19 protein-coding genes and 2 pseudogenes are annotated in these 25813 nt (G+C 71.8%); 15 read left to right on the top strand and 6 right to left on the bottom strand.

All coding sequences use genetic code 11. The annotated features are described in order from the left end of the window. Positions 1-11 precede the first annotated feature (11 nt). From BMX65_RS27030 to BMX65_RS27010, 5 genes are all read left to right on the top strand, one after another. On the top strand, positions 12-1769 hold the full coding sequence (locus BMX65_RS27030) for a bifunctional 3'-5' exonuclease/DNA polymerase (RefSeq protein WP_075002972.1): 1758 nt from the start codon (positions 12-14) through the stop codon (positions 1767-1769). A gap of 135 nt (positions 1770-1904) precedes the next feature. After that, positions 1905-3344, top strand: a complete 1440-nt coding sequence (gene gndA / locus BMX65_RS27025) for an NADP-dependent phosphogluconate dehydrogenase (protein WP_075002971.1) — start codon at positions 1905-1907, stop codon at positions 3342-3344. Positions 3345-3646: 302 nt separating this feature from the next. Further along, positions 3647-3850, top strand: coding sequence for a hypothetical protein (locus tag BMX65_RS27020; RefSeq protein WP_075003021.1), 204 nt, complete (start codon positions 3647-3649; stop codon positions 3848-3850). Positions 3851-3936: 86 nt separating this feature from the next. Continuing rightward, on the top strand, positions 3937-4269 hold the full coding sequence (locus BMX65_RS27015) for a DUF952 domain-containing protein (protein WP_075002970.1): 333 nt from the start codon (positions 3937-3939) through the stop codon (positions 4267-4269). Positions 4270-4620: 351 nt separating this feature from the next. Beyond that, positions 4621-6699, top strand: a complete 2079-nt coding sequence (locus BMX65_RS27010; RefSeq protein WP_075002969.1) for a M4 family metallopeptidase — start codon at positions 4621-4623, stop codon at positions 6697-6699. 181 nt (positions 6700-6880) lie between these two features. Here BMX65_RS27010 and BMX65_RS27005 read toward each other — a convergent pair whose 3' ends face one another. Then, positions 6881-7336 carry a VOC family protein gene (locus BMX65_RS27005; protein WP_075002968.1) on the bottom strand — a complete coding sequence of 152 codons (456 nt, stop codon included), beginning with the start codon at positions 7334-7336 and terminating at the stop codon, positions 6881-6883. A gap of 509 nt (positions 7337-7845) precedes the next feature. Here BMX65_RS27005 and BMX65_RS27000 point away from each other — a divergent pair. Both BMX65_RS27000 and BMX65_RS26995 read left to right on the top strand, forming a co-directional pair. After that, complete coding sequence (locus tag BMX65_RS27000; RefSeq protein WP_075002967.1) at positions 7846-8814, top strand: glycosyltransferase family 2 protein; 969 nt, start codon at positions 7846-7848, stop codon at positions 8812-8814. A 3-nt stretch (positions 8815-8817) separates the two neighbouring features. Then, positions 8818-10230, top strand: coding sequence for a polysialyltransferase family glycosyltransferase (locus BMX65_RS26995; RefSeq protein WP_075002966.1), 1413 nt, complete (start codon positions 8818-8820; stop codon positions 10228-10230). Between the two features lie 96 nt (positions 10231-10326). Here BMX65_RS26995 and BMX65_RS26990 read toward each other — a convergent pair whose 3' ends face one another. Then, entirely contained in the window at positions 10327-11346 is a 1020-nt protein-coding gene (locus BMX65_RS26990) for an acyltransferase (protein ID WP_239501878.1), read from the bottom strand. 421 nt (positions 11347-11767) lie between these two features. Here BMX65_RS26990 and BMX65_RS26985 point away from each other — a divergent pair, with 421 nt between their 5' ends. From BMX65_RS26985 to BMX65_RS26970, 4 genes are all read left to right on the top strand, one after another. Continuing rightward, complete coding sequence (locus tag BMX65_RS26985; RefSeq protein WP_079172104.1) at positions 11768-12148, top strand: YrhK family protein; 381 nt, start codon at positions 11768-11770, stop codon at positions 12146-12148. 1250 nt (positions 12149-13398) lie between these two features. Beyond that, a complete protein-coding gene (locus BMX65_RS26980) occupies positions 13399-15036 on the top strand; it encodes a DUF4331 domain-containing protein (protein WP_075002964.1) in 1638 nt (545 codons plus the stop codon). A 99-nt stretch (positions 15037-15135) separates the two neighbouring features. Continuing rightward, on the top strand, positions 15136-16521 hold the full coding sequence (locus BMX65_RS26975; RefSeq protein WP_075002963.1) for a tetratricopeptide repeat protein: 1386 nt from the start codon (positions 15136-15138) through the stop codon (positions 16519-16521). Continuing rightward, complete coding sequence (locus BMX65_RS26970) at positions 16518-18197, top strand: sulfite exporter TauE/SafE family protein (RefSeq protein WP_177214358.1); 1680 nt, start codon at positions 16518-16520, stop codon at positions 18195-18197. Before BMX65_RS26975 ends, BMX65_RS26970 begins: the two co-directional genes overlap by 4 nt. Positions 18198-18275: 78 nt before the next feature. Here BMX65_RS26970 and BMX65_RS26965 read toward each other — a convergent pair whose 3' ends face one another. Then, a complete protein-coding gene (locus BMX65_RS26965; protein ID WP_075002962.1) occupies positions 18276-18647 on the bottom strand; it encodes a peptidase inhibitor family I36 protein in 372 nt (123 codons plus the stop codon). A gap of 373 nt (positions 18648-19020) precedes the next feature. Further along, positions 19021-19764 carry an AraC family transcriptional regulator gene (locus BMX65_RS26960; RefSeq protein ID WP_075003018.1) on the bottom strand — a complete coding sequence of 248 codons (744 nt, stop codon included), beginning with the start codon at positions 19762-19764 and terminating at the stop codon, positions 19021-19023. Positions 19765-19818: 54 nt separating this feature from the next. Between BMX65_RS26960 and BMX65_RS26955 the strand changes: the two genes are divergently transcribed. From BMX65_RS26955 to BMX65_RS26945, 3 genes and pseudogenes are all read left to right on the top strand, one after another. Continuing rightward, the gene (locus BMX65_RS26955) at positions 19819-21081 is read left to right on the top strand and encodes an MFS transporter (RefSeq protein ID WP_075002961.1); all 1263 of its coding nucleotides are present in this window, start codon (positions 19819-19821) and stop codon (positions 21079-21081) included. A gap of 385 nt (positions 21082-21466) precedes the next feature. Then, positions 21467-22047: pseudogene (locus BMX65_RS33195) on the top strand (site-specific integrase); the annotation flags it as partial. A gap of 60 nt (positions 22048-22107) precedes the next feature. Beyond that, on the top strand, positions 22108-23484 hold the full coding sequence (locus BMX65_RS26945; RefSeq protein WP_075002960.1) for an IS1380 family transposase: 1377 nt from the start codon (positions 22108-22110) through the stop codon (positions 23482-23484). A gap of 193 nt (positions 23485-23677) precedes the next feature. On the opposite strand, the gene BMX65_RS26940 is transcribed toward BMX65_RS26945, so the two are convergent. Further along, complete coding sequence (locus BMX65_RS26940; RefSeq protein WP_075002959.1) at positions 23678-24052, bottom strand: hypothetical protein; 375 nt, start codon at positions 24050-24052, stop codon at positions 23678-23680. 62 nt (positions 24053-24114) lie between these two features. On the opposite strand from BMX65_RS26940, the pseudogene BMX65_RS31725 reads away from it, so the two are divergent. Beyond that, positions 24115-24700 (top strand): annotated as a pseudogene (locus tag BMX65_RS31725) (IS5 family transposase); the annotation flags it as partial. 62 nt (positions 24701-24762) lie between these two features. Here BMX65_RS31725 and BMX65_RS26925 read toward each other — a convergent pair. Further along, entirely contained in the window at positions 24763-25617 is an 855-nt protein-coding gene (locus tag BMX65_RS26925) for a transposase family protein (protein WP_239501877.1), read from the bottom strand. Positions 25618-25813: the final 196 nt, after the last annotated feature.

The following is a 25813-nucleotide window of genomic DNA, read 5'->3' as shown; positions in this document are numbered from 1 at the left end:
AGACTCCCGGCATGGACGACAGCACGGGGGGCACGGGGGACGGGCACGCGCGGGAGGCCCCGGACCGCGGCAGGTGGGCGCTGGCCCCGGCGGGCGGCACCGGGGTGCGGGTGTGCCCGCTGGACGCGCGCGGCCGCGCGGCGGGTCCCGTGCGCACGGAGGAGTCGGCGGCGGCTGCCGTACGGGCCCGCCCGGAGGTGACCCGCTGGGTGTGGCGGACCACCCCGCAGGTGCAGTCCGAGCTGCTGGCCGCGGGGATCCGGGTGGCGCGGTGCTACGACGTGGAGACGGCCGAGGCGCTGCTGCTCGCGCACGAGGGCCGCGCGGGCGATCCCCGCTCGCTGCCTGCCGCGTGGGCCCGGCTGCACGGACGTCCGGTGCCGCCGGACCGGCCGCCGGAGCACCCGGAGTCCGACGTCCCGCCCTCGCTGTTCGAGACGGGCCCGGTACCGCTGCCGGACGGCGTGGATCCGCTGGAGGCGCTGCTGGAGGTGTACGCGGCGCAGCTGGACCGGACGGCGCGGGCGCAGCATCCGGACCGGATGCGGCTCCTGCTGGCCGGGGAGTCCGCGGGGACGCTGGTGGCCGGGGAGATGACACGTGCGGGGCTGCCCTGGAGCGCGGAGATCCACCGGGAGCTGCTGGAGGAGCTGCTGGGTGAACGGTATGCGGGCAACGGACTGCCGAGGCGCCTGGTGGAGCTGGAGGAGGAGATCTCGCAGGCGTTCGGCCCCGGCGAGCGGGTGCGCCCCGACCTGGCTGCTGAGGTGCTGCAGGCGTTCGCCCGCGCGGGTGTCCGGTTGGGGTCCACGCGGGCCTGGGAGCTGCGGAAGGTGGATCATCCGGCGGTCGAGCCGCTGCTGCGCTACAAGAAGCTGTACCGCCTCTACACCGCGCACGGCTGGAGCTGGCTGCGCTCCTGGGTGCGGGAGGGGCGCTTCCACGCCGCGTATGTGCCCGGCGGCGCCGCCTCCGGCCGCTGGACCACCAACGGGGGCGGTGCGCTGCAGATCCCGAAGGTGGTGCGGCGGGCCGTGGTCGCCGATCCGGGGCATCTGCTGGTGGTGGCCGACGCGGACCAGCTCGAGCCGCGGGTGCTCGCGGCCGTCTCCCGGGACCCGGGGCTGATGACGGTGGCGAGCAGCGGGCAGGACCTGTACACGGCGCTGTCGCAGCGGGCCTTCGCGGGCGACCGCGACCGCGCCAAGCTCGCGGTGCTGGGTGCGGTCTACGGGCAGACCAGCGGTGACGGCCTGCGGAATCTCGCCGCGCTGAGGAGGCGGTTCCCCGCCGCGGTCTCCTATGTGGACGAGGCGGCCCGCGCGGGAGAGGAGGGCCGGCTCGTCCGCACCCATCTGGGCCGTACCTCCCCGCCCGTGGGCCGCGGCGGGGAGGAGGACGCGGGCGGCACCGGGCCGGAGGCGGGCACGGAGGCGTCCGGCCCGCCTGAGAGCGCCCCCGGGAACGCAGCGGGCGCAGCGCGGGCCCGGGGCCGCTTCACCCGGAACTTCGTGGTCCAGGGCAGTGCGGCGGACTGGGCGGTGCTGATGCTCGCGGCGCTGCGCCGGCGCCTCCTGCCCCTCGCTGCCGAACTGGTGTTCTTCCAGCATGACGAGGTCATCGTGCACTGCCCCGCCGAGGAGGCGCCCCGGGTCCGGGAGGCGATCACGGCGGCCGCCGAGGAGGCCGGCGTCGCCGCGTTCGGACCGACGCCTGTGCGCTTCGGCTTCACCACCGCAGCGGTGGAGTGCTATGCGGACGCCAAGTGACCGGGCAGCCCGTACCGCGGCAGCGCGCGCCGGGACGCATGTCGGGGGACGATCGAGGGGCCGGCCGGTCGGCGCGGGAGCCCCCGTGCGGACGTTCCCGGCACCCGGAAGTCTCCCCGTCCGAAAGGTGTGACCATGACAGCGTCGGCGCGGATCGGTGTCACGGGACTGGCCGTCATGGGGCGCAACCTCGCCCGCAATTTCGCCCGGAACGGCTTCACGGTCGCCCTGCACAACCGCACCGAGGCGCGGACCAGAGAGCTGGTGGACGCGTTCGGCCACGAGGGCGACTTCGTACCGACCGGCTCCGCGCGGGAGTGCGTGGCAGCGCTGCGGCGGCCCCGCTGTCTGGTGGTGATGGTCAAGGCGGGCGAGCCGACGGACGACGTCCTGCAGGAGTTCGCCGCACTGCTGGAGCCCGGCGACATCCTCGTCGACGGAGGGAACGCGCACTTCGAGGACACCCGCAGGCGGGAGGCCGCACTGCGCGAGCACGGCATCCACTTCGTGGGAACGGGCATCTCGGGCGGCGAGGAGGGCGCGCTGCTGGGCCCGAGCATCATGCCGGGCGGCTCGGACGCGTCCTACGAAGCACTGGGTCCGCTGCTGGAGCGGATCGCGGCGCGGGCTCCGGACGGCGCCCCGTGCACCGCGCACATGGGCCCGGACGGAGCCGGCCACTTCGTGAAAATGGTGCACAACGGCATCGAGTACGCGGACATGCAGCTCATCGCGGAGGCGTACGACCTGCTCCGGAAGGTCGCGGGCCTGGCCCCCGCGGAGATCGCCGAGGTCTTCCGGCGCTGGAACCAGGGGCGGCTGGACTCCTATCTGATCGAGATCACCGCACAGGTGCTCACCCACACCGACGCGGAGACCGGCCGGCCGTTCGTCGACGTCGTCGCCGACCGCGCGGAGCAGAAGGGCACCGGCCGCTGGACCGTGCAGACCGCCCTCGACCTGGGGGTTCCGGTGCCCGGCATCGCCGAGGCGGTCTTCGCCCGCTCGGTCTCCGGCCACGCGGACCTGCGTGCCGCCTCCCGCCACCTGGCAGGGCCCGGCGCGCGCGCCCTCGGCGGGGACGCGGCGGCCGCGTTCACCGACCGCGTCGAACAGGCCCTGTACGCATCGAAGATCGTCTCCTACACCCAGGGCTTCCACGAGATCGCCGCCGGCAGCGGGAAGTACGGCTGGAACATCGACCTCGGAAGGGTCGCCGCGATCTGGCGCGGCGGCTGCATCATCCGAGCCGCCTTCCTCGACCGGATCACCAGGGCGTACGCCGCACAGCCCGGACTGCCCAGCCTGCTCACCGACAAGGGGTTCGCGACCGAGATCGCCGCCGCGCAGGACGACTGGCGAGCAGTCGTCGCCACGGCCGCCACCCAGGGCGTCCCCGCACCAGGCTTCGCCTCCGCCCTCGCCTACTACGACTCCCTGCGCGCCGAACGTCTCCCCGCCGCACTCACCCAGGGGCAACGCGACTACTTCGGGGCACACACCTACCGCCGCACCGACCGCGACGGCGTCTTCCACACTCTCTGGGCCGGCGACAGGACCGAAGCCGAAGGCTGACCCTTCGCCCTCGCCGATCCGGGGAGTCCCGGCGCCTCCGGTCGACGCGTGCGTGCTGGGCCGGGGCGCGGAGCGCCTGGCGGGAATCCGTCGCCGCCTCGGCCGGGCGCGGAGTACCGATGCCGGGGTGCGGCACCGCTTTCCGCGGCGGAGCGGACCTCGCTCCGCTGTCGGACCTCGGTCCGCTGTCACAGGCCCGTCCCCGGACCGTCGCGGCACGGTACCGGGGGCACCTGTGCGCGGCCCTGCGCACGTCCTTCCGGGCAAGACCACCGAACGGGAACGAAGGCGAGGGATCCGCGATGGCTGCCGGCTGCCGGGACTGCGAGAGCTGCACCAAGTCCGGACTGGGAAAACTGCTGCAGGCGGCGGGAGTCGGCCTGGTGTACGTGTGCACGGCGGGCATCGGGTACGTGCTCAAGCGGGCGCTGCGGCGCCACTGCCCGCTGTGCGGGCACCTGCTGGCCCGGCACGCGCGGCGGGCCGACGGCTCGTTCCGCGACTGAGTCCTTCGCGGCCGGCACCGGGGGGGGGCGGACCGCCGGGGGCGTATCAGATCCCCCGAGGGGCGCACGGCGACTACCGTGCGGGGATGGCCGAGGTACTGCACATCACCGAACGGGTCCTGTGGGACGAAGCCTGCACGCGGGGGACGTACGAGATGTCCACCCGTGGCCGGACGCTGAGCGAGGTCGGCTTCATCCATCTCTCGTTGCGGCACCAACTCCCCGCCGTGGCGGCCGCGCTCTACGGCGACCAGGTGGCACCGGACCGGCTGGTCGTCCTCGTCGTCGACACCGAGCGGCTCTCCTCCCCCGTCCGCTACGAACCGGCAGCTCCCGGCGGTGAGGAGTTTCCGCACCTCTACGGGCCGCTGCCGGTGTCGGCGGTCGTGGCGACCGAGCCCTGGACCGGCGGGGCCTGAGGCGCCGTTCGCCGGGCGACGGACCGGCGCGGCGCAGCGTGCGGCTGAAGGAACGGCACCGGATAGCGGACGTGAACGCACGGACAACGGACCGTTTCCGGCCAAACCCTTGATGCGCTCCTGACAGGAGCTTGTCCCGAGTGGCAGTCTGCGACTGGCCGCTCGCACCACTGCACGAACAGCGAGCGGTAGTTCCCCCACGCGGTGCTGGTCGTTCCGGTCGCCGCACCAGCAACACCGTTCCACCAGCTCGCGTTTGCTCCGCCTTGCTCTGCCGAGATCCGCCGGACGGTCGTCCGCCGTCCGGTCTCCCAGGCCGCACGCCCGTGCGGCCAGCAGAAGGAGCCAGTCTTGCGAAGATCAACCTCCCACAGAGGCACCACCCCCACCTCCCACAGACGCCTGCTGCCGCCGAAGGCATCGGCGGGCGTCGCGCTCGGCGCCGTGGCCGCCCTGCTCTCGGTCGCCGTCCAGACCGGTCCGGCCGCGGCCGACGACCAGAGCCGCGACACCGCAGCGGCAGCCGCCAAGGGCGCCGACACCGGGGCCCTGCCCGTCAAGCTCTCGCCCGCCCAGCGCGACGCGCTGCTGCGGAAGGCGGACAGCAAGAAGGCCGCCACCGCCGACAAGCTCGGCCTGGGCGCCAAGGAGAAGCTGGTCGTCCGCGACGTGCTCAAGGACCGCGACGGCACCGTCCACACGCGCTACGAGCGCACCTACCGCGGAATGCCCGTGCTCGGCGGCGACCTCGTCGTGGAGACCACCGCGAAGGGCACCACCAAGGAGGTCGGCCGGGCCTCCAAGCACGCCCTCAAGAACCTCTCCGCCAAGGCAGGCGTCCGGCCCGGCACGGCGGAACGGCAGGCGCTCAAGGCCGCCGACGCCGCCGGGGCGAAGAAGACCGACGCCGACCGCGGACCGCGCAAGGTCGTCTGGCTGGTCGAGGGCAAGCCCACCCTCGCCTTCGAGACGGTCGTCGGCGGACTGCAGCACGACGGCACACCCAGCGAGCTGCACGTCGTCACCGACGCGCGCACCGGCAAGAAGCTCAGCCAGTGGCAGGGCATCGAGACCGGCATCGGCAACACCCAGTACAGCGGCCAGGTCACCCTCGGCACCGCGCAGTCGGGCTCGAACTACACACTGACCGACAACGCCCGCGGCGGCCACAAGACCTACAACCTCAACCACGGGACCTCCGGCACCGGCTCCCTCTTCTCCCAGTCCTCGGACACCTGGGGGAACGGCAGCCCGTCCAACGCCGCCACCGCGGGTGCGGACGCGCACTTCGGCGCCGCGGAGACCTGGGACTACTACAAGGAGGTGTACGGCCGCTCCGGCATCCGCGGTGACGGCCAGGCCGCCTACTCCCGGGTCCACTACGGCAACAGCTACGTCAACGCCTTCTGGAGCGACTCCTGCTTCTGCATGACGTACGGCGACGGCTCGGGCAACAACAAGCCGCTGACCTCGCTGGACGTGGCGGGACACGAGATGACCCACGGTGTCACCTCGGCCACGGCCGGCCTGATCTACAGCGGTGAGTCCGGCGGCCTGAACGAGGCGACCTCGGACATCTTCGGCACAGCCGTGGAGTTCCACGCCGACAACTCGACCGACAAGGGCGACTACCTCGTCGGCGAGAAGATCGACATCAACGGTGACGGCTCCCCGCTGCGCTACATGGACAAGCCCAGCCGGGACGGCGCCTCCAAGGACTACTGGTACTCGGGTATCGGGAACAGCGACGTGCACTACTCGTCGGGTCCCGCCAACCACTGGTTCTACCTGCTGAGCGAGGGCAGCGGCGCCAAGGTCATCAACGGCGTCAGCTACAACTCGCCCACCTCCGACGGTCTCCCGGTCACCGGGATCGGCCGCGAGAAGGCCGCGCTGATCTGGTACAAGGCGCTGACCACCAAGTTCACCTCCACCACCAACTACGCCGGGGCGCGCTCCGGCACCCTGGCGGTCGCCGGTGACCTGTACGGCACCGACAGCGCCGAGTACAAGTCGGTGGCGGACGCCTGGGCCGGTGTCAACGTCGGCGAACGCCCCGGCGACCCCGATCCCGGGGACGGCAAGACGTTCACCAACGACACGGACGTCTCCATCCCGGACTACCCCGGCTCCGCGGTGACCTCCAAGATCACCACCACCGGTCTGAGCGGCAAGGCCCCCAGCAACCTCAAGGTGGGCGTGAACATCGTGCACACCTACAGCGGTGACCTGCAGGTCGACCTGGTGGGCCCGAGCGGCAGGTCGTACCGCCTGCACAGTTCCTCCGGCGACTCGACGCCGAACATCGACACCACCTACAGCGTCGACGCCTCGGCCGAGAACGCCAACGGTGTCTGGCAGTTGAAGGTCCGGGACCGGGCCTACTTCGACACCGGGTACATCAACAGCTTCAAGCTCACCTTCCCGTAACCCTCCGCAGCACCGGTCCGGCGCCCTGCGCGCCGGACCGCCGCGGCACCGCGTGCGCCGTGCCGGGAGCCACGGCTCCCGGCCCGGCGCACGTATGCGTACCTGGCCGTTTCCCTTTCCTTGTGTGTCCCTTCGGCTCCGCTGCGCGCCGCTTTGCCGTACGGGGCGCGGACTCCGCCCCTCAGGCCCGACGGGCGAAGTGTCCGTGCAGCATTCCGGTCGCCTGACCGACCTCGATCAGATAACCGTCGGGATCGCGCATGTAGCAGCGCAGTTCGGCTTCCCGGTCGAGGGGCGGGGTGAGGAATTCGGCACCTTTGGCCGTCCACTCCTCGTACACGGCCTGGATGTCGGCCACCCGGAGGTTCATGAAGCTGGAGACGACCTCCCGGCTCTCGGGGGCCTGCAGCGTCACCCCGGGTTTGTCGGGCGTGGGCCCGCCGCCGGGGTTCATGATGATCCAACTGTTGGCGAGCCGGATGGTGCAGGGGTTCTCCGCCAGAACGATCTCGCCGCCCAGCACCTCGCTGTAGAACCGGCGCGAGCGCGCCACATCGTTCACGGTGAGGAAGACGGTCACCGCCATTCCCTCGCTGGGCGCGGGAAAGGCATTGCCGCTCGATCGGCTCTCGGGCATGGCACGCGCTCCTTCACTGGGGGAAGCCGCACACCGGTGGAGAGCACCGGCGGACTCCGCGGCCCGACGCGCACCCGGTCGGCGGTCGGGGCGGCCTCGCGTGCTTCGAGCCTAGGCGACCGGGGCAGTGCGGGCATCCCGGCGCGGCGCAGCCCGGCCCCGCGCGGCGGCGCCGCCCGCCCCGCGCCCCGAGCGGCGCACGGCTCGGGCCCCCTGTTCGGCGGGAATTCCGACCGGAGCAGAATTCCGGCCATCGAGAATTCACCGGCCGCACGAACACCTTTCCGGTGTGGGGATCCGCACCCGGGCAGAAGCGCCGGTAATCGCGCGTGACCTTCAGAAACCCCTGGCCGGGAGGGTAGGCTCACCGCCTGTGCCGCCTATCCGCTCGCCTCGCAGCATCCCGATCCGGATACCGGCCCGCCGCATTGTTCTTCCATACAGTCGACCACCGGAATTCACTGTCAGTTCACCGTCCCGCCCACTTCGCACTATCTCCTGGATTACATATGCCCAAACTCTCCGTCATCGTGCCGTGCCACAATGTGCAGGAATTCGCGGAAGACACCCTGAGGAGCCTCGCCAACAACGCGGGGCCGACAACGGAGTTCATCCTGGTCGACGACTGCTCCACGGACGCCACCCCGGAGATGTTGGACAGGTGGGAGCAGCGCCTCCCCGGCGCCACCGTCATCCGGCACGAGGAGAACCGGGGCATCGCCCGCAGCCGCAACGCCGGGATCGAGGCGGCCCGCGGCGACTACCTGACCTTCCTGGACGGTGACGACTGGTACGGCCCCGGCCACCTCGACGAACTCGTCCGCGTCATCGAGCGGTTGGACTGCGACTTCGTGCGCACCGACCATGTGCAGAGCACCGGCACCAAGCGCGTCGTGCGCCGCGCCCCGGCACCGGTACGCGACGCGGTGCTGCACCCGCGGGATGTGATAGCCCCTCCGCAGGCGGAGACGATGGTGGACTACCCGTTCGTCTGGGCCGGCGTCTACCGCCGCGCCCTGTTCGAGGACGGGGCGCTGCGCTTCGCCGCCGACCTGCGCACCGCCGAGGACCGGCTGTGGACCTGGCGGCTGCACCTGGCGGCCCGCTCGTTCGCGGTCACGGGCCTGCTCGGGGTGTTCTACCGGCGCGGGGTGACCACCTCGCTCACCCAGATCCGGGACGCCCGGCAACTGGACTTCATCCCCGCCCACGACGCGCTCCTCGCCGACCTGGCCGCCGATCCGGAAGGTGACCGCTTCCTGCCCAAGGCGGTGCGGACCTACTGCGCGCTCATCGCCTTCCACCTGGCCAACATCCGGCGCTACCACGCCCCGGTGGCACGGCAGCTGAAGAAGAGGGTGACCTCCGCGCTGCAGCGCATGCCCCAGGACGTGCTGGACCGGACGCTGGCGGAGATGGACCACGAACGCGCCGACAGACTGCAGCGCATGCGCGCGGCGGCCGGAAAGGCGGCCTGACCGATGCCGGATTCCCGTGGAACGGCGCAGCAGCGCCGCCCCGACCAGCAGTCCGCCCGCCCCGTCCAGATCTTCGAGGTCTCCACGCTCTACGGAGCCGCGACCCTGGCCGCCTCCGTGGACGCGGGGCAGTTCGGGAAGCAGGACGCGGCACGCCGCATCCTGCTGGTCTCCAACAATGCCGCCACTCCGGAGGCGGCCACCCGCCTGCCCACGATGAACGGCTTCGAGCGGCTGGCGGCGCGCTTCGACGAGATCGTCGACTGGAACGAGGCCATCCAGCCCTACCACCCCAGCACCTGGGCCCCGTTGCGGGACGAGGCGCCGGTGTGGGAGCGGATGTTCCGGCACGCCTGGGGGCTGGGGAGCGCGCCGGTGGAGCTGGTGGTGGAATCCGTCCACGTCAGCCCGGCCAAAGCGCTGGCCACCGTCTTCAGCGGCAGTGCGGTGCACGTGTACGCCGACGGTCTGATGAGCTACGGACCCACCCGGGAGCGGCTCCCCCAGTGGCTGGGCTGCCGTGTCCAGCGGCTGCTGCATCTGGATCTGGTGCCCGGCCTGCGCCCGCTGCTGCTGGCGGAACACACCGTGCCGCCCGAGGCCGTACCCGATGCGGCGTTCCTGAAGGTGCTCGGTGAGCTGGGAGAGGCCGCCGCCGGGGAGCCGGAGCTGGCCCGCGTCGCACGGGACCGCCCGAGCGCCGTGCTGCTGGGGCAGTACCTGGCGGCACTGGGCATCCTCACCCCCGAGGAGGAAGAAGAGCTCCACGCGCGGATGCTGCGCGGGGCGGTGGCCGCGGGACACTCGTGTGTGGTGTTCAAGCCGCACCCCACCGCTCCGGCGCGCTACTCCCGCGTCCTGGAGCAGGAAGCCGCCCGGGCGGGAGTGCGACTGCACGTCCTGGAAGGCCCCGTGCTGGCCGAGGCCGTGTACGACCGCTGCCGTCCCACCCTGGTCGTCGGCTGCTTCTCCACCGCGCTGCTGACCGCGGCCGCCTACTACGGCATCGCGATCGCCAGGGTGGGCACGGAGACGCTGCTGGAGCGGCTGACGCCCTACCAGAACAGCAACCGCGTGCCCGTCACGATCGTCGACTTCGCGGTGCCCGAGCCGGCCGACCGCATGGAGGACGCCCCCACCGTCGCCGAGCGGGCCGGCGAACTCGGGGCTCTGGTGCGGACCGTGGGCTACTGCATGCAGGCCAAGCTCCATCCGCAGTTGCGCCAGGAGGCCGCCGCCTGGCTGGAGGACCACCTCGGTGAGGCCACCGAGCGCTACTTCAAGCGCCGTCGGCTGACCGCACTCGCTCTCCCGGGTGGCGGTACGTCGGTCCGGGCCAGGCTGCTGCGGACCAGCCCGTCGGCACGCTGGGCGGCCCGCCGGATCCGCGCGGCGCAGGCAGCGGTCCGGGGCTGACGGGCTCGGGACCGACGCACGAGGGAGGGCCGGTGCCGGACTGCTGTCCGGCACCGGCCCTCCCTCCGTCGGTCCGCGCCCCGCGGTCGCGCCTGCCTACCCCAGGTAGCGCCTCAGCTTGAACCGCCCCCACAGCATGCTCAGGCCGAAGGACGGCACCACCGTGAGGACCGTCAGCGCGGCCGCGGCCCCGGCCGCGCCCAGCCATCCGCGATCGGCGGAGACGAACGCGGGCGAGATCGTCTTCAGCAGCAGCACATGGAACATGAACGCTCCCAGCCCGGCGTCCGTCAGCTTGGTCAGCGTCGGACGCATCCGCTCCGGGATCCGCACCCCGTTGGCGGCGAACAGCACGCAGACGCTGAGCGCGGCGACGAAGATGCTGGCGTTGGGGATCACGAAGTGGATGCGGTCCTGCGACCAGAGCACCAGGCCCAGGGCCGGCACAGTGCCCGCGAGCCACCAGCCGCGGTGCCTGCGCCGGGTGGCGGGCAGGCTGAGCAGCAGGGCTCCGATCACGGCGTAGACGAGTGAGTAGCTGCCGACCTGCCAGCCGAAGTGCGGCACGTCCCAGCCGGTGAGCCGGGCGAGATCGCTGAAGGCCGTGGGGCCCGCCGAGATCACCACGAGTGCGGCCACCACGCCCCAGGGGCGCTTGCCGGCCTTGAGCAGCATCACGAAGCCCAGGATCAGGATGAGCGGCACGTGGGCGTAGAAGTACCAGAGATGGAAGGCCGGTTGGACGGTGCCGAAGAGCGCGTCCAGCGCGAGCTTCGAGGTCGGTCCGCCGTTCGTGTCCCGCAGCCGTCCCCACAGCAGGTAGACCGCCGACCAGATCCCCACCGGGATGATCATGCGCAGTGAACGCTTGCGCAGCGTCCCGCCGTTCCGCGGCGGCGCCCCCACCAGCACGGCCCAGCCCGCGATCGCGAAGTACATCGGCACGGCCCAACTGGTCACCGAGTCCAGGAAGAGGCCCGTCCAGTAGACAGCGCGGCCGTTCTCCGCGCTCTTGCCGACCGCCAGCATGCACTCGCCGCCGACGTGTCCGGTGATGACCGCGCAGGCGCAGATCACCCGCAGCAGATCGATGTCGAAGCGGTGCTCGCGGCGCACCGGCGGCGCCTGCCCGGACGCGGCCGGCCCGGCGCCGGCTCCGGACTCGGCGGCAGCGGCCGGAACCGCGGAAGGAACCACCGGACTCGCGGGTGGGGTCACCGGACCCGCGGAAGCTTCATCAGTTGACATGCCCAGCCTTGTGAGGACGAGGATTTCCTGTGCTGCCTCACCGGTCACCGGCGCGCAGACCCGCAAGAGCGTGCCAGCCGCCCGGGCCCGCGACCTGTACGGAAGGGGAACAGCAGCGGAACTCCTGCACCGGTCCCGGATCGCGTGCCGTGGGCGGCAGTTGCCACGTTCAGGCAGCCGGGTGCCGGGTACGGGCGCAGAGGGTCGTCAGCATTCTCCGCGCGAGTGGTGCGCGGTCGCCGGGGCGTCCGGCGATGCCCGGCCGTCCCGTTTCAGGAGGTGTCCGCAGATGTCCGAGTCCACGTCCACGAGTGTCCCCGCCGAGGGAGAGGCATCCGGCCCGCACCGGCTCGGAAGCACGTCCCGGCCGTCGGACCGCGAGACGTCCCCGCGTCCGCTGATCGTGCAGATCGGCCACGAGGAACTGGTGATCCGCCGGCGGTACGCCACCGCGAGCATCGTCAACGACATCCTCATCGCCCTCTGGTTCATCGTCGGCAGCGTGATGTTCTTCTCCGAGGCGTGGACCGTGCCGGGCACCTGGTGCTTTCTCATCGGAAGCGTGGAGCTCCTGGTCCGGCCGGTGATCCGGCTCAGCCGGCACGTCCATCTGCGGCGGGTGGGCGGCAGCCCGGAGGCGGCGCACATGGCGTCCTCGCAGGACTACTGACCAGCGGGACCACCGACCTTCCGAGCGCCGTCCGGGGGTCGGCCCACCCGGCGGCCCCGCCGTCCGCACCCGCCGCACCCGCCGCACCGGGCGGCGCATCCGCCCGCGGTCGGCCTCGGCACGGTCGCGGCGCGCGGGCCAGCTCCGTGCGGGATGCTGCGCACACCGGTTCCACGCCCGGCCCGAGGTCCGGCTTTCCGCTGGCCGGCCCGGAGCGCATCACTTCCCGGCAATTATTTCCACGCACAGAAAGGGAGCAGCCCACCGCAAGAGCGGGCCACCCATTCCGTTTGTCCAGTATTCCGAGACCGCTACACTGTGTCCTCTCGTTTGCGTTGATTAATTACTTGATCGAGAGCTCCGTGTCATTCGCCAGGCTCCGCGAAACCCCGAGCCCCTCCCCGCGCGCCGTCCAGGCCGACGACAGCGACTGATCCGCCCCGTCGGCCGCACGGACCCCGGCGCTCTCGCGAGACGCGCAGCCCCGCACCCACGGCTTCGCCGCGGACGGGGCGGTCGAAGACTCCGGGGGCGGGAGAGGAGCCGCACCGCCGGATCGAACCTGCACACCCAACGGCCGGGCCGGGGCGCAGGACGGCGCCCCACCCCGGTGACGCACCATCAGCCCGGGAGGGCTCCTCGACGCCGGCCACGGCAGCAGCACCCCTCCGAGCGGCGCCGCACTCGAGACACCCCGCATGTCGCCCACCTCCTGTCGCAGCCACGGAGCACCCTGCGGCGCCGCCCGGGCCGGCCGTACTGCCCGTACTGCCCGTCACTCCCGGTTCGGGGTAGTGGCGCCGCCGGATTGGCCGCGCCGACACTCACCACTCGAAAGCAGTAACCCCACCCCGCCTCATTGACATCGTCCGCCCGCGGGCACGGGCTCCCAGCGGCGCGCAGGAATGCGCCGCACACTCGCAGAACCCTCTCCGACCTGCGAATCAATCTCCCCGTGCAAACCTATTGCAAACCATATGCAACAGTCCGAACCACGCGCACAATCACACTCCGCCGGACGCACATCCCCTTACTTCTGGATACACACGGATCCGAATTACCGGCGACTGCGCAATTCGATGTTCTACTTCTGCTTGCCCTGCGGAGCACCGAGAAGGGCGACGCGCCATTCGGCTCCGCGGACACCTCTCCGCCCAGCGGATCACCGTGACCGAGGTACTGACCGGGCTGATCAGCCGGCAGCAGTCACGCCTTCGACCCGATACCGGCGGCCGACCGGAAGGACCTTCATGAGAAACCGTTCATCGACCCGCAGGTTCCGCCTGCCCGACGGGAAGGCGTTCGACCGCGCACTGGTCACGACAGGCGTCGGCATCCTGGCGACCGCCGCCGCCGTGACCGGCCTGGCACCGGGCACCAGCGCGGCGTCCAGCCACCGCGAGGCCCCGCTCATCTCGGGCGACCCCCGCGCGGACAACACGGACGTCTACGCGTTCACCAGCCCCGACAAGCCCGACACCGTCACGCTGGTCGCCAACTGGATCCCCTTCGAGGAACCGAACGGCGGGCCGAACTTCTACCCGTTCGCCGAAGACGCCCGCTACAACATCAAAATCGACAGTGACGGCGACGGCCGCCCGGACACCACGTACACCTGGACCTTCCGGAACCGCACCAAGAACGCCGGCAGCCAGTTCCTGTACAACAAGGGCGTCGTCACCGGCTTCGACGACCCCGATCTGCTGTTCAAGCAGACCTACGACCTGCGCGTCACCCGCGCCGACGGCCGCACCCGCACCCTGCTGCACAACGCCCCCGTGGCCCCGTCCCGGGTCGGGCCCGCCTCGATGCCGGACTACGGCGCACTCCGCGACCAGGCCGTACGCCGGCTGCCGGGCGGCGGCAAGGCGTTCAGCGGCCAGTCCGACGACTCGTTCTTCCTCGACCTCCGGGTCTTCGACCTGCTCTACGGCGGGGACCTGAGCGAGCGCGGCAAGGACACGCTGGCGGGCTACAACGTCAACACGCTCGCCGTCCAGGTGCCCAAGAAGCACCTGGCGCTGGAAGGCGACGCCGAGCGCAACCCCGTCATCGGCGTGTGGTCCACCACCGACCGCAAGGGAGCCAGCGTCCTCGAGGGCCGCGACGCGCAGCGGCACCACGGCTACCGCCAGGTCTCCCGGCTGGGCAACCCCCTGGTCAACGAGGTGGTGGTGCCCCGCAAGTACAAGGACGCCTTCAACAGCATCTCCCCCGACCAGGACCGCACCGTACAGCCGGTCGTCGACAAGGTCTACGACCCGATCCTGCCCAAGACCATCGAGAAGGTCTACGGCGTCCCCGCGCCCGAGACCCCGCGGGACGACCTGGCGGAGATCTACCTGACCGGCATCTGCAAGGCGTGCGGCCCCATCAAAGCCGATCTCAACGCCCACCGCCTCAACAAGGACGCCGACCGGGACCGGATCGTCCCCGCGGAGGAGCTGCGGCTGAACATGGGCGTCGCGCCGGCCGGAAAGCCCGACCGCCTCGGGGTGCTGGGCGGAGACCTGGCGGGCTTCCCCAACGGCAGGAGGCTGACGGACGACGTCGTCGACATCTCCTTGCAGGCAGTCGAAGGCGCCGCCCAGACCGGCAAGCCGGTCGAGGCGCTGGCCGACGGCGACCGGGTGGATGCGAACGATCGCGCCTTCGGGAACACCTTCCCCTACGTGGCGCTGCCGCACACCAAGAGCGTGAACGACGCCGGTTCCGGTGGCGGAGCACGGCAGTCCGCCGCCGAGGGCGACCGGGCGGGCTTCCTGGGCGTGCCGCAGGAAGCGGCTGCTCCGGCCGGGCTCGCCGCGCTCGGCGCGCTGCTGCTGGGCGCCGGCGGTCTGCGCCTCCGGCGCCGCGGGTCCGGACGGGGGCACCGCACCTCCGCATGACCTGACCGCTCATCACGGACGGCCTGCAGACATCCGGCACCCGACCGGAGACACGCGGGCCGTCCGTCCCTCTCCGCACAGCCGACCTCCGGGGGCTCCATGACCACCGCACCGCCGCACCGGCCCGCCGACCGCACCCCTCCCGCCGCGCACGACGCGGGGCGGCGAGCGCGGCGCAGACACCTGCGCAGAACAGGTGCCGTCCTCGCGCTGGGGACCGCGCTGTTCGCGGCCGGTGCCCTGGGGCTCGCGCCGGATCGGGCCGACCCGTCGGCGGGCGGGAGACGCACCCCAGTCGCTTCGTCCGAGGACGCCGCCCAGCGCCGGATCGAAGGACTGCGGCAGCAGATCCGCCGTACCGGGAAGAACCCCCGGGCATGGGCCCAGCTAGGGCTGGAGTATGTACAACAGGCCAAGACGACGGCCGATCCTTCCTACTACCCGAAGGCCGAGAAGGCCCTGCACAGAGCACTGGACCTGCAGCCGCGGGACAACTTCACCGCGGAGGTGGGACTGGGGGCGCTGGCGGCTGGACGCCACGAGTTCCGCGACGCACTGCGCTGGGCCCGCCGCGCGGCGCGGACCAATCCGGCCAACGCGGCCGCCCAGGGAGTGCTGGGCGACGCCTACACCCAACTGGGCCGGTACCGGGAATCCTTCGAGGCCGTCCAGAAGATGGTCGACCTCCAACCCGGCACTCCCGCGCTCGCGCGCGCCTCCTACACGTGGGAACTGCGCGGCGAGACCGACCGGGCACGCGCCTTGATGCGCCGGGCGCTGAAGGCGGCGTCCGACCCCGGGGACACGGCCTTCGCGCGCTACCACCTGGCCGAATTGGCGCTGCAGGCCGGTGCGCCCTCCTCCGCGTTGCGGGAGGCGAACGCGGGCCTGCGCAGCGTTCCGGACAACCCCGGTCTCCTCGAAGTGCGGGCGCGGGCCCGCACCGCACTCGGCCGGCACGCCGGGGCCGTGGACGACTTCGAGCAGGCGATCGCCCACGTGCCCCAGCCGGCCTACGTGATCGCGCTGGGCGAACTCCAGCAGGCGCGGGGCAACCTGGGGAAGGCACGTCAGCAGTACGCCGTGTACCGGGCCCAGGAGCGCCTCCTGCAGCAGGCCGGGGTCCGGGACGACGCCGAGGCGGTGCTCTTCGAAGCCGATCACGGCGCCGCCGACCGCGCGGTCGAACTCGGACGCCGGGCAGTGCGCAGCCGCCCGTTCCTCGCCAGTCACGACGCCTACGCCTGGGCACTGCACCGGGCGGGCCGCGACCGCGAGGCGCTCTCCCACGCCGACCGGGCCCTGCGTCTGGGGACCCGCAGCGCCCTCTACCGCTACCACCGCGGCATGATCCACCACGCCCTCGGTGACCGCGCCGCCGCACGCACCGACCTGCGGGCCGCTCTGCGGACCGACCCGCACTTCCACCCGCTCCACGCACCGGTCGCACGCCGGACACTCACCAGGATCGGAGCCGAGGCATGACCGGCCGACCGCGGCGCAGAGCCCCTGTACCGACCGTCGCGAGGGCAGCGGTCCTCGCCGCCGGGGCGGCGCTGCTGCTCCTGGGCGGCGCGCCCTCCGCGCAGGCCCATCCGCTGGGCAACTTCACCGTCAACCACTACGACGGGTTCACTCTCTTCCCCGACCGGATCGACGTCACGGCCGTCGTCGACCGGGCCGAGATCGCCGCGGCCCAGGAACTGCCGGCCGTCGACGCCGACGCGGACGGACGGGCCTCCACAGCCGAGCGGAAGACGTACGCGCGCCGGCAGTGCGACGAGCTGGCGCGGAAGGTCACCGCGCGGGTCGACGGCGAAAGAGTCCACTGGCGCGTGCGGACCAGCGCCTTCACCCGACACCCCGGTCAGGCCGGGCTGCGGACCAGCCGGCTGCACTGCGGTCTCACCGGTCCGGCCGACCTCTCCTCCCCGGCGCGGGTCGAGGTCACCGACTCCTTCGCGGGGACCAGCGTCGGCTGGCACGAGATGACCGCCGAAGGCAGCGGCGTGCGGCTGTCCTCGTCTCCGCTGCCGACGTCGTCCGCGACCGACGAGCTGCGGCACTACCCGGCGGACCTGCTCGCCGACCCCCTCGACCAGCGCTCGGCGACGCTGCGGACCGAGCCGGGCGCCGGGGACGGCGCTCCCGCCCTGCCCGCCGAACTGCCGGGCGCCGGGCCGCTGACCGCCGCGCTGACCCGGGTCACCGGCCTCTTCGACTCCCTCGTCGGTGCCGACACCCTGACCCTGCCGGTGGGACTGCTGGCGCTGGCCCTCTCTCTGGTGCTCGGCGCGTCGCACGCGGCCATGCCCGGCCACGGGAAGACCATCATGGCGGCGTATCTGGCCGGACGGCGCGGCAGCGTGCGGGACGCGGTGACCGTCGGTGCGACAGTCACCTTCACCCACACCGCCGGTGTCCTGGTCCTCGGCTTCGCCCTTCCCCTGACGACCCGTCTGGCGGGCGAGTCGGTGCTGGGGTGGCTGGGAGTCGCCAGCGGACTGCTGGTCACCGGCATCGGTCTGGCGCTGCTGAAAGGGGCGTTGCGCAGCAGCGGCGACGGAATCGGCCATTTCCACGGTCACTCCCACGGGCACGGGCACTCCCACTCCCACTCCCACAGCCACGGGCACGGGCACGGGCACAGTCACGGGCACAGTCACGGGCAGCACGCACCCGGACACCCGCACCCGGGTCAGCCGTACGCCGACAGGACATCGCACGGCGGTGTCGCCGTGCTGGCCCCCGCCGCGGAGGCCACCGAGCCCCGCGCGGAGGCCGGGGCCCGTCCCGGCGCCGCTCCCCGGCCCGCCCGCGCCCACGCCCGGCGCGGCCTGATCGGTGTCGGGATCGCGGGCGGACTCGTCCCCAGCCCCTCCGCGCTCGTCGTACTGCTCGGGGCCGTGGCCCTGGGACGTACGGCCTTCGGCGTGCTGCTCGTCCTCGGCTACGGACTCGGCATGGCGCTCACCCTGACCGCGGCGGGTGTCGCGCTGGTGAAGTTCCGCGACGCGCTGACCGGCTCACAGCGCCTCTCCCGGCTGGCGTCGTCCCGGGTGGTCACCCGCCTCGGCCGCCGGGGCCCGGCGCTCACGGCCGGACTCGTGGTGGCTGTCGGTCTCGGGCTGACGGCCCGCGCCTTCTTCGGCAGCCTGTGAACGTGGAGCCGTCGGTTCGCCGGGGTCGCATCCCGCGCGGTACGTGCCGCGGGATGCGCCGGTGGCTCTGTCACGCGCTCAGCACTCGCCGCGCCACACGACCTTCTGGACGACGAGCGTGCGGTAGGCGGTCCATTTGTACTGGCCGGGACCGGGGTTGTAGTGGAAGCAGGAGGTGGCGGTCCCCTCGTACCAGTAGGTCATGTCGACGTGATCGGCACCGGGATAGGCGTAGCCGTTGTTGAACACGGACCTGAAGGCGACGCTGCCGCTCCAGTTGCCCGCCGTCCTGAGCACCAGCGAACCGGTCTGGTCCGGGCCGCTCCAGGCGCAGAAGTACCCCTTGGGGCAGCCGGCCGGGCTGGCCTCGGCGGAGGCCGTGGGCGCCAGGCCGATGATTCCGGCTAACGCGCCGGAGGCGGTGAGAGCTGCGACGGTCGACTTGCGCATCGGGATTCCTTCCGGGACGGATTCGGGAGTGCACGCCGGTCGGTGGCGCTGTGCGGTCGCTGCCCGGTCACCGCAGTTCGACCATTCCCCCGGGCACATGCGGGATGGGCCCAGAAGCGAACCGGGCAGGTGGATCGGCATCCGGACGCACGGGGACAGGTACCCTCGCTCACCCGATACAGCACAGCAGCCTCCGAAGGACAGTGCCGAACACAAAGGACAGTGCCGAACACATGAGGGCCCATCGGCCCATCGGCCCATCGGTTGGACACTCGGCAGCCCCCTACGGTTGTGCCACCACCCGCTGCGGGCCGGACTGCCGCTGGACGGAGGCCGCTTCCTCCCGTCGCCGCCGGGCGTGCGTCCGAGGCTGTCAGTCCGCCGGGTGGGAGCCGGGCGTGTGCCCGAAGGTCCGCCGGAAGACGTCGATGAACGCGCTGGTCGACGACCAGCCGCACCGGTGGGCCACCGCGGTGACCGACTCCTGCTCGGCCAGCAGGACCAGGGCGTGCTGGAGCCGCAGTTGGGTGCGCCACTGCGGGAAGGACATGCCGAGGTCGCCGCGGAACAGCCGGGAGAGGGTGCGGTCGCTCGCGCCGACCTGGCGCCCGAGTTCGGCAAGAGTGCGGTCGTCGGCCGGATCGGCGCGCAGGATCCCGCACAGCGCGCGCAGTGCGGGTGCGGCCGGCGCTGGCAGGTGCAGCGGCTGTTGCGGAGAGGCGCGCAACTGGTCGAGCAGCACCCCGCGCAGCCGGGCGCGTTCGGGGCTCTCGTCGTCGGGTGCGCGGGTGTAGGCGATGAGCAGCTCACGCAGCAGCGGACCCACGGCGAGCACCGTAGGGGCGTCCAGGCCGAGCGGGTTGTCGGTCGCGGGCAGCCCCACCAGGTGCAGATCGAGCTCCCCGCGGGCCTCGTGGGCGTGCACCGTGCCGGCCGGCACCCAGATGGCGCGGTTCCCCGGGGCGACCCAGGAGCCGGAGCCGGTCGTGACGATCAGCACCCCACGTCCGGCGTAGACGATCTGGTGGTCGTCGTGCCGGTGCGGGTCGATCGCACCACCGGAGGCCAGTCGCCGGGTGTGCGTCGGAGCGATCGGGGTGTGGCGGTTCTCCGGCATCATCTGGCAGATTATCGGAAGCCCGACAGCCGCGCCGCCCCGGAGCATGGCGCTGTGCGAAGAAACCTCTCGATCACTCTGCTGTCCCTCGGGCACGCCTGCGTCGACGTCTACCAGGGGGCGGTGGCGTCCCTGGTCCCGTTCTTCGTCGCCGAGCGCGCCTACGGCTACGCCACCGTCTCCGGCCTGGTGCTGGCCGCCTCCCTGCTGTCCTCGGTGGTGCAACCGGCGTTCGGTGCCCTGACCGACCGCTGGTCGATGCCGTGGCTCCTGCCGGTCAGCACGCTGGTGGGCGGCGCGGGCATCGCCCTGAGCGGAACCAGCGGCTCCTACGGGGCGACCGTGCTGTTCCTGGCGGTCTCCGGAATCGGCGTGGCCGCCTATCACCCCGAGTCCGCCCGGATCGCCCGGATCGCGTCCCGCGGCAGCCACAGCGCCATGGGCTGGTTCTCCACGGGCGGCAACCTCGGCTTCGCCCTCGCCCCGCTGCTGGTCGGCGCGGTGGTGGGGAGCGGCGGGCTGCACCTGACTCCGCTGCTGGCGCTGCCCGCGCTCGCCGGGAGCGTGCTGTGCCTGCCGGTGCTGCGCGCGCTGGGACGGCGGCACACTGCCGGGGCCTCCGCGGCGGGCGCGTGCGGAGCGGACGACAGGGCCGCGTTCGTGCGGCTGTCGCTGGCCGTGGTGTGCCGCTCGATCGTCTTCGTGGGACTGAGTACGTTCCTCTCGCTGTACGCGCAGCAGCGGATGGACGGCGGCGCCGCGGCGGGCACGGCGGCCCTGTTCGTGCTCTACCTCGGCGGCGCGGTCGGCTCCGTGCTGGGCGGCACCCTGGCGGGCCGCTGGGGGCGGGTCACCGTCGCCCGCTGGTCGTACCTGGTCGCGACCGGCGCGGTCGCGGGTGTGCTGGTCGCGCCGGGTCCGGCCCTGTACCTGTTCGTGGCGCTCACCTCGGTCGGCCTCTACGTGCCCTTCTCGCTGCAGGTCACTCTCGGCCAGGACTACTTGCCCTCGCGGGTCGGCACCGCGGGCGGGATCACGCTCGGGCTCGCCGTCAGTGTCGGCGGCCTGGCCGGTCCCCCGCTGGGCGCCCTCGCCGACGCGACCTCGCTGCGGACCGCCCTGGCCCCGCTCGTCCTGATGCCGGTCCTGTGCTGGCTGCTGTTCCGCACGCTGCCGGAACCGGCCGCACCGCTGCCGGCATCCGGGCCGCCGGAGGTCCCGGCCGTCACGGAGCCCGGCCCGGACGCGACGGACCCGGGCACGAAGGGCCCGGAGGCGACGGCCGCGGAGCCCGGCCGGCAGTCCGGCCCGCACTGACCGAGCCGCTCTCGTGCGGGAGCGGCGCCGCCGCCCCGGGCGCCGCCGCCCCGGGCGCCGGGGCGGCCGGCCGCCGCGATCGGCGGCGGAGCACGCACGGTTCGGCCGCCGGGGCGGCCCGGCGCCCTGCCCGACCGGGCCGGGCGTGGCCGCTTGCGATGCGGCCGGCAACCCGGGCGGGATCGGGCACCGCCCGTCAGCCGATGGCGGAAACCTCGCGCGGCCCGCCCGCCCCTACAGCCCGGACCGGCCCCGTCCCCCGCACACCCTGCGGTGCCCGCGGTTCCCGGACCGGTCGGCCGGTCCGGGGACGCCGCAGGCGCGATGTCCGCGGGGTGTCACGGTGTCCGGCGGGAGGCCCCGCTTCCCCGCCGGCTCAGCACACTCCGTCGCCCTTCGCACCGCCCTCCGCAAGGGCGAACTCCTCGGCCTCCACTGGGAAGACCTCGACCTCACCACTGGAACGGTCAGCATCAGGCGCTCGCTCCAGCGCACCCGCACCGGCGGTCTCACACATCTGCCCACCAAGACCCGAGGTCCGAACGCCGCATCGCCCTCCCGACCGAATGCCTCCATCCCTCAAGGAAGACAAGGAGCGGCGGGACATGGAACGCCAGGCTGTCGGCTCGGGCAGGAAGGGCAGCGGCCTGGTCTTCACCACGCCGACCGGTGGGCCTCCCGACCCTGTCAACCTCCCGTCGCTTCCGTAGCTTCCTCGACCGGGCCAGACTCCGCCGCATCCGCTTCCACGACCTCCGACACTCGACGGCGACCCTTCTCCTGGAGCAGGGCGTGGACCTCGTCGTGATCAAGGAACTCCTCAGACACTCCCACATCGGCGTCACCGCCGTCGTTTACGCCCACGTCCGGCTCCGCCTCCAACGCCAAGCCATCGACTCCCTAACCTCGCGCTTTCACCACGGTGGCTGTCCGATGCTTGGTCGAAAAAGCGAGAAGTGCCCCTGACCTGCAACGATGGGACTTGTCTAGGGTCCTGTTGGCTGCAAGGAAAGAAGCACTTCTCAGGTGAAGAAGCGTATCGGGTCGTACCCGCGTGTCCGCGTCGAGGGCTATGGCCATGCGGTGGTGTCCCAGGCCGGGGCTGTGCTGCTGGTCGAGACCGTCCGCAAGGCCGGGCTGGATCAGGCGATGTCGAGGACGCTGGCGCCGTGGCGGAAGCAGCGTGCGGTGCACGATCCGGGCAAGATCCTGCTGGACGTGGCTCTGGCGGTCGCGCTGGGCGGGGACTGCCTCGCGGACGTCGCGATGCTGCGGGCCGAGCCGGACGTCTTCGGCCCTGTCGCCTCCGATCCGACGGTCTCCCGCCTCATCGACACCCTTGCCGAGGCTGGGCCGAAGGCCCTCTCCGCGATACGGACCGCGCGGGCCGCAGCACGCGAGCACGTCTGGAACGTGGCCAAGCATGCGGCCCCGGACGCCTCAGGGGAGGTGATCGTGGACCTGGACGGGGTGCTCGTGCTGGCCCACTCCGAGAAGCAGGACGCCACCGCGACCTGGAAGAAGACTTTCGGACACCACCCGCTGATGGGGTTCGTCGATCACGGAAGCGGCGGGAGCGGGGAACCAGTGGCCGGCCTGCTCAGGCCCGGCAACGCGGGCAGCAACACCGCCGCCGACCACATCACCACGGCCCAACTCGCCCTGGCGCAACTGCCGAAGAAGTACCGGCGCGGACGCCGGACGCTGATTCCTACCGACTCCGGGGGCGGAACACATGAGTTCACGGCCTGGCTCGCCCAGCGCGGACGGTGGCTGTCGTACTCGGTCGGCATGACCATCACCGAGCAGATTCACCAAGCCGTACTCAAGGTCCCCGCCACCGCCTGGACGGCAGCGATCGAGCCCGGCGGCGAGATCCGGGACGGGGCATGGGTCGCCGAGATCACCGGCGACTGCCTGAAGGGCTGGCCGAAGGGAATGCGGCTGATCGTCCGCAAGGAACGGCCCCACCCTGGCGCCCAGTTGCGGATCACCGACGCTGACGGACTGCGGCTGACCTGCTTCGCCACCAACACCAGCGACATGGCGATTGCGGCGCTGGAGCTGCGGCACCGTCAGCGGGCCCGAGCCGAGGACCGCATCCGGGCCGCACGGGCCACCGGCCTGCGCAACCTGCCCCTGCACGACACCGCACAGAACCAGATCTGGCTGGAGATCGTCCAGCTCGCCCTGGACCTGCTGGCCTGGATGCCCATGCTCGCCCTGACCGGCAAAACCCGCAGGTGGGAACCCCGCCGGCTCCGGCTCCGGCTTTTCTCCGCCGCCGCCCAGATCATCACCACCGCCCGCCGCCGGCACCTGAGATTCGCACGCCACTGGCCCTGGACCGACGTGATCACCGACGCCCTGGCGCGGCTCGAAACTCTCCCGAACCCCGGCTGACCAGCGCGTTCCCGTCCCTGCAACCAGCACCACCCCGACCGGAGCCGTGGAACCCGGCGCCCACCCGACGCGACAGCCGGGCCATCAGCGTGCCCACCACCGACCCCGAACAACCGAAACGGCCCGCCGAAGAAACCGACGGACCGTCACGAAAGATCGAGGCTAATAGATCGTTTCAGAATGGGGCCGATGGTCAGTCGTCGTCGAGCCGATGAAGGACCTGCGTAAAGTCACCGCAATCGAGCAGACCGGTCAGCACGTGAGTGATGTTGTCGATGCCTGCGTCTCGAACGATGAGACCGTCGGAGCACCAGAAGTAGCGGCCGCTCAGGGACTCGCCGGTTCGGGAGTCCTTTTCCATAAGGCGCTCGACCTCAGCAAGAGTGAACACGGTCGCGCTCCAGCGTGACTCGTCCGCTGTCAGCCGGACCTCGACATCGACGTTGCAGACGGCATCCAGGGGCTCTTCCGCACTGGGCAGAAATGATGCCTGGAACCGATCTGTTCGGACGCGATACCAGGGAGCGTCCCATCCCTGCTCGACGGCTTCGGCCCCGTTGCTGGTCATGCGGGGAGTATGTCGATCTGGCCCGGAGGGCTCAACAGGAATCTCTGGCAGGCTTCAGCACCGTGACCAAGAACCTTGTCCCCGACGAACTGTGGGGGCCGGATAGCCCCGCTGCTGCCAGCACGACCCGCGCGCCGACACCGTCACCCCGGGCGGCTCCCCGTGCCGGACCGGGTCGCACTGGGCGGCATCATCTACGTCCTGCGCAAGGGTGTGGCCTGGCGTGACGTTCCCAGCACCGTCGTGGGTTGCTCCGGTGTGGCGGCCTGGCGCCGGTTGCGTGACGAAACCGAGGCCGGCGTCCGGCCACGCCTGCTGACCGCCCTGCTGGCCGAACTGCGCCGCGCGGACTCGCTGGACATGGACGATTGTGCCGTGGACGGCTCGCACATCCGGACCCTCAAAGAGGGGACCACGGCGGTCCCTCAGCCGTCGACCGCGCCCCTCCTGGTTCCAAACACCACCTGATCGTCGACCACCACGGAACCCCGCTCGCCGTCACACTCACCGGCGGCAACCGCCATGACGTCACCCAACTCCTGCCGCTACTCGACGCCATCCCGTCAATCCGAGGTCTGCGGGGCCGCCCCCGGCCGCAAGTCCCGGTGCCTGTATGCCGACCGGGGCTACGACTTCGACAAGTACCGCTGCCCAACGAGCTCGTGCATGGTTGGCGGTGAGGCGTCGAGGATGGCGGTCAGACCCGATGTTCACCTCTGCCGTGCCGAGATCAGGTCCGCGGTCTGCTGATGGGACAGCAGTCCGGCGACGGCCTGGACGGTGTGACTCATGTGCTCGCGGCGACCGAGGTGGCGGGTGAGAGCACGCCAGTTCTTGAGGTGGGCGATGCCGTGCTCGACCCGGATACGCCGTGAAGAATGCGCCTTGCGCTGCCGCTCGTACATCTCCTCGTACCAGTCCGGGGCGTTCTTCTTGAACTTGCGATGCGGTGGTGTCACCACCCGTCCGCCCGTCTGCGTGCCCAGACCCTGGTAGCCGGCATCGGCGAGGATCTCTACCGCGGGACCGTTGTCCAGGAGCTCGACCAGCCCTGACTGGCGGGCGTGGGTGATGTCCGCGCAACTTCCGGGCTTGCTCGGGCTGCAGAAGAGTATCCGGCCGTCCGCGTCGGTGAGCACCATGCTCTTGCCGGCGTTCTGCTTGCTCTTGCCGGAGATGAACTTGTCCCGGTCCTTGCGTCCGGCGGCCGGACGCCGGACCCGGATCTCGGTGCCGTCGACGATCCCGGTCTCCCCGCCGGCACCGAGATGGTCGACGACCTCGGCCAGAGTCCGCAGCCGAAGGCCAGGGCTCACAGTGCATCCGCGCTCGGCGAGCAGCGGTCGTACCTCGCCGATGGCACGGGTGATGGTGGAGCGGTCCACGTCGAACCAGCAGGCCAGCACGTCGTGCGTGGCCCCGTGACGGAGGTGAACGAGAGTGGCCAGGAGCCGGTCGACGAAGACCAGCCGGTGCTTCGCGCCAGCACCCAGGGCCCGCTTCCGCGGTCTGGACGCAAGCCCGGCCTGGTGCCGTTCATGCCACAACGGGCCCAACTCAGCCACGAGTTCAGCGATCACATCAGCCGACGGGCCCGTGATCCTCCGGTCGCTGATGATCGCTGAACGAGACGCGTTCTCCACCACACGACCATGATCGACCATCAGGCACTCGACGCCTCACCGCCAACCATGCACGAGCTCGTTAGCGAACTCCGGAGCCCTTGGCAATCTACCCCTCGGCACGCCGGTGGCATCGGCG

Source organism: Streptomyces qinglanensis, assembly GCF_900111245.1.
In the GTDB taxonomy this organism is placed as follows: domain Bacteria; phylum Actinomycetota; class Actinomycetes; order Streptomycetales; family Streptomycetaceae; genus Streptomyces; species Streptomyces qinglanensis.
This window is presented reverse-complemented; position numbering and strand designations above follow the sequence as displayed.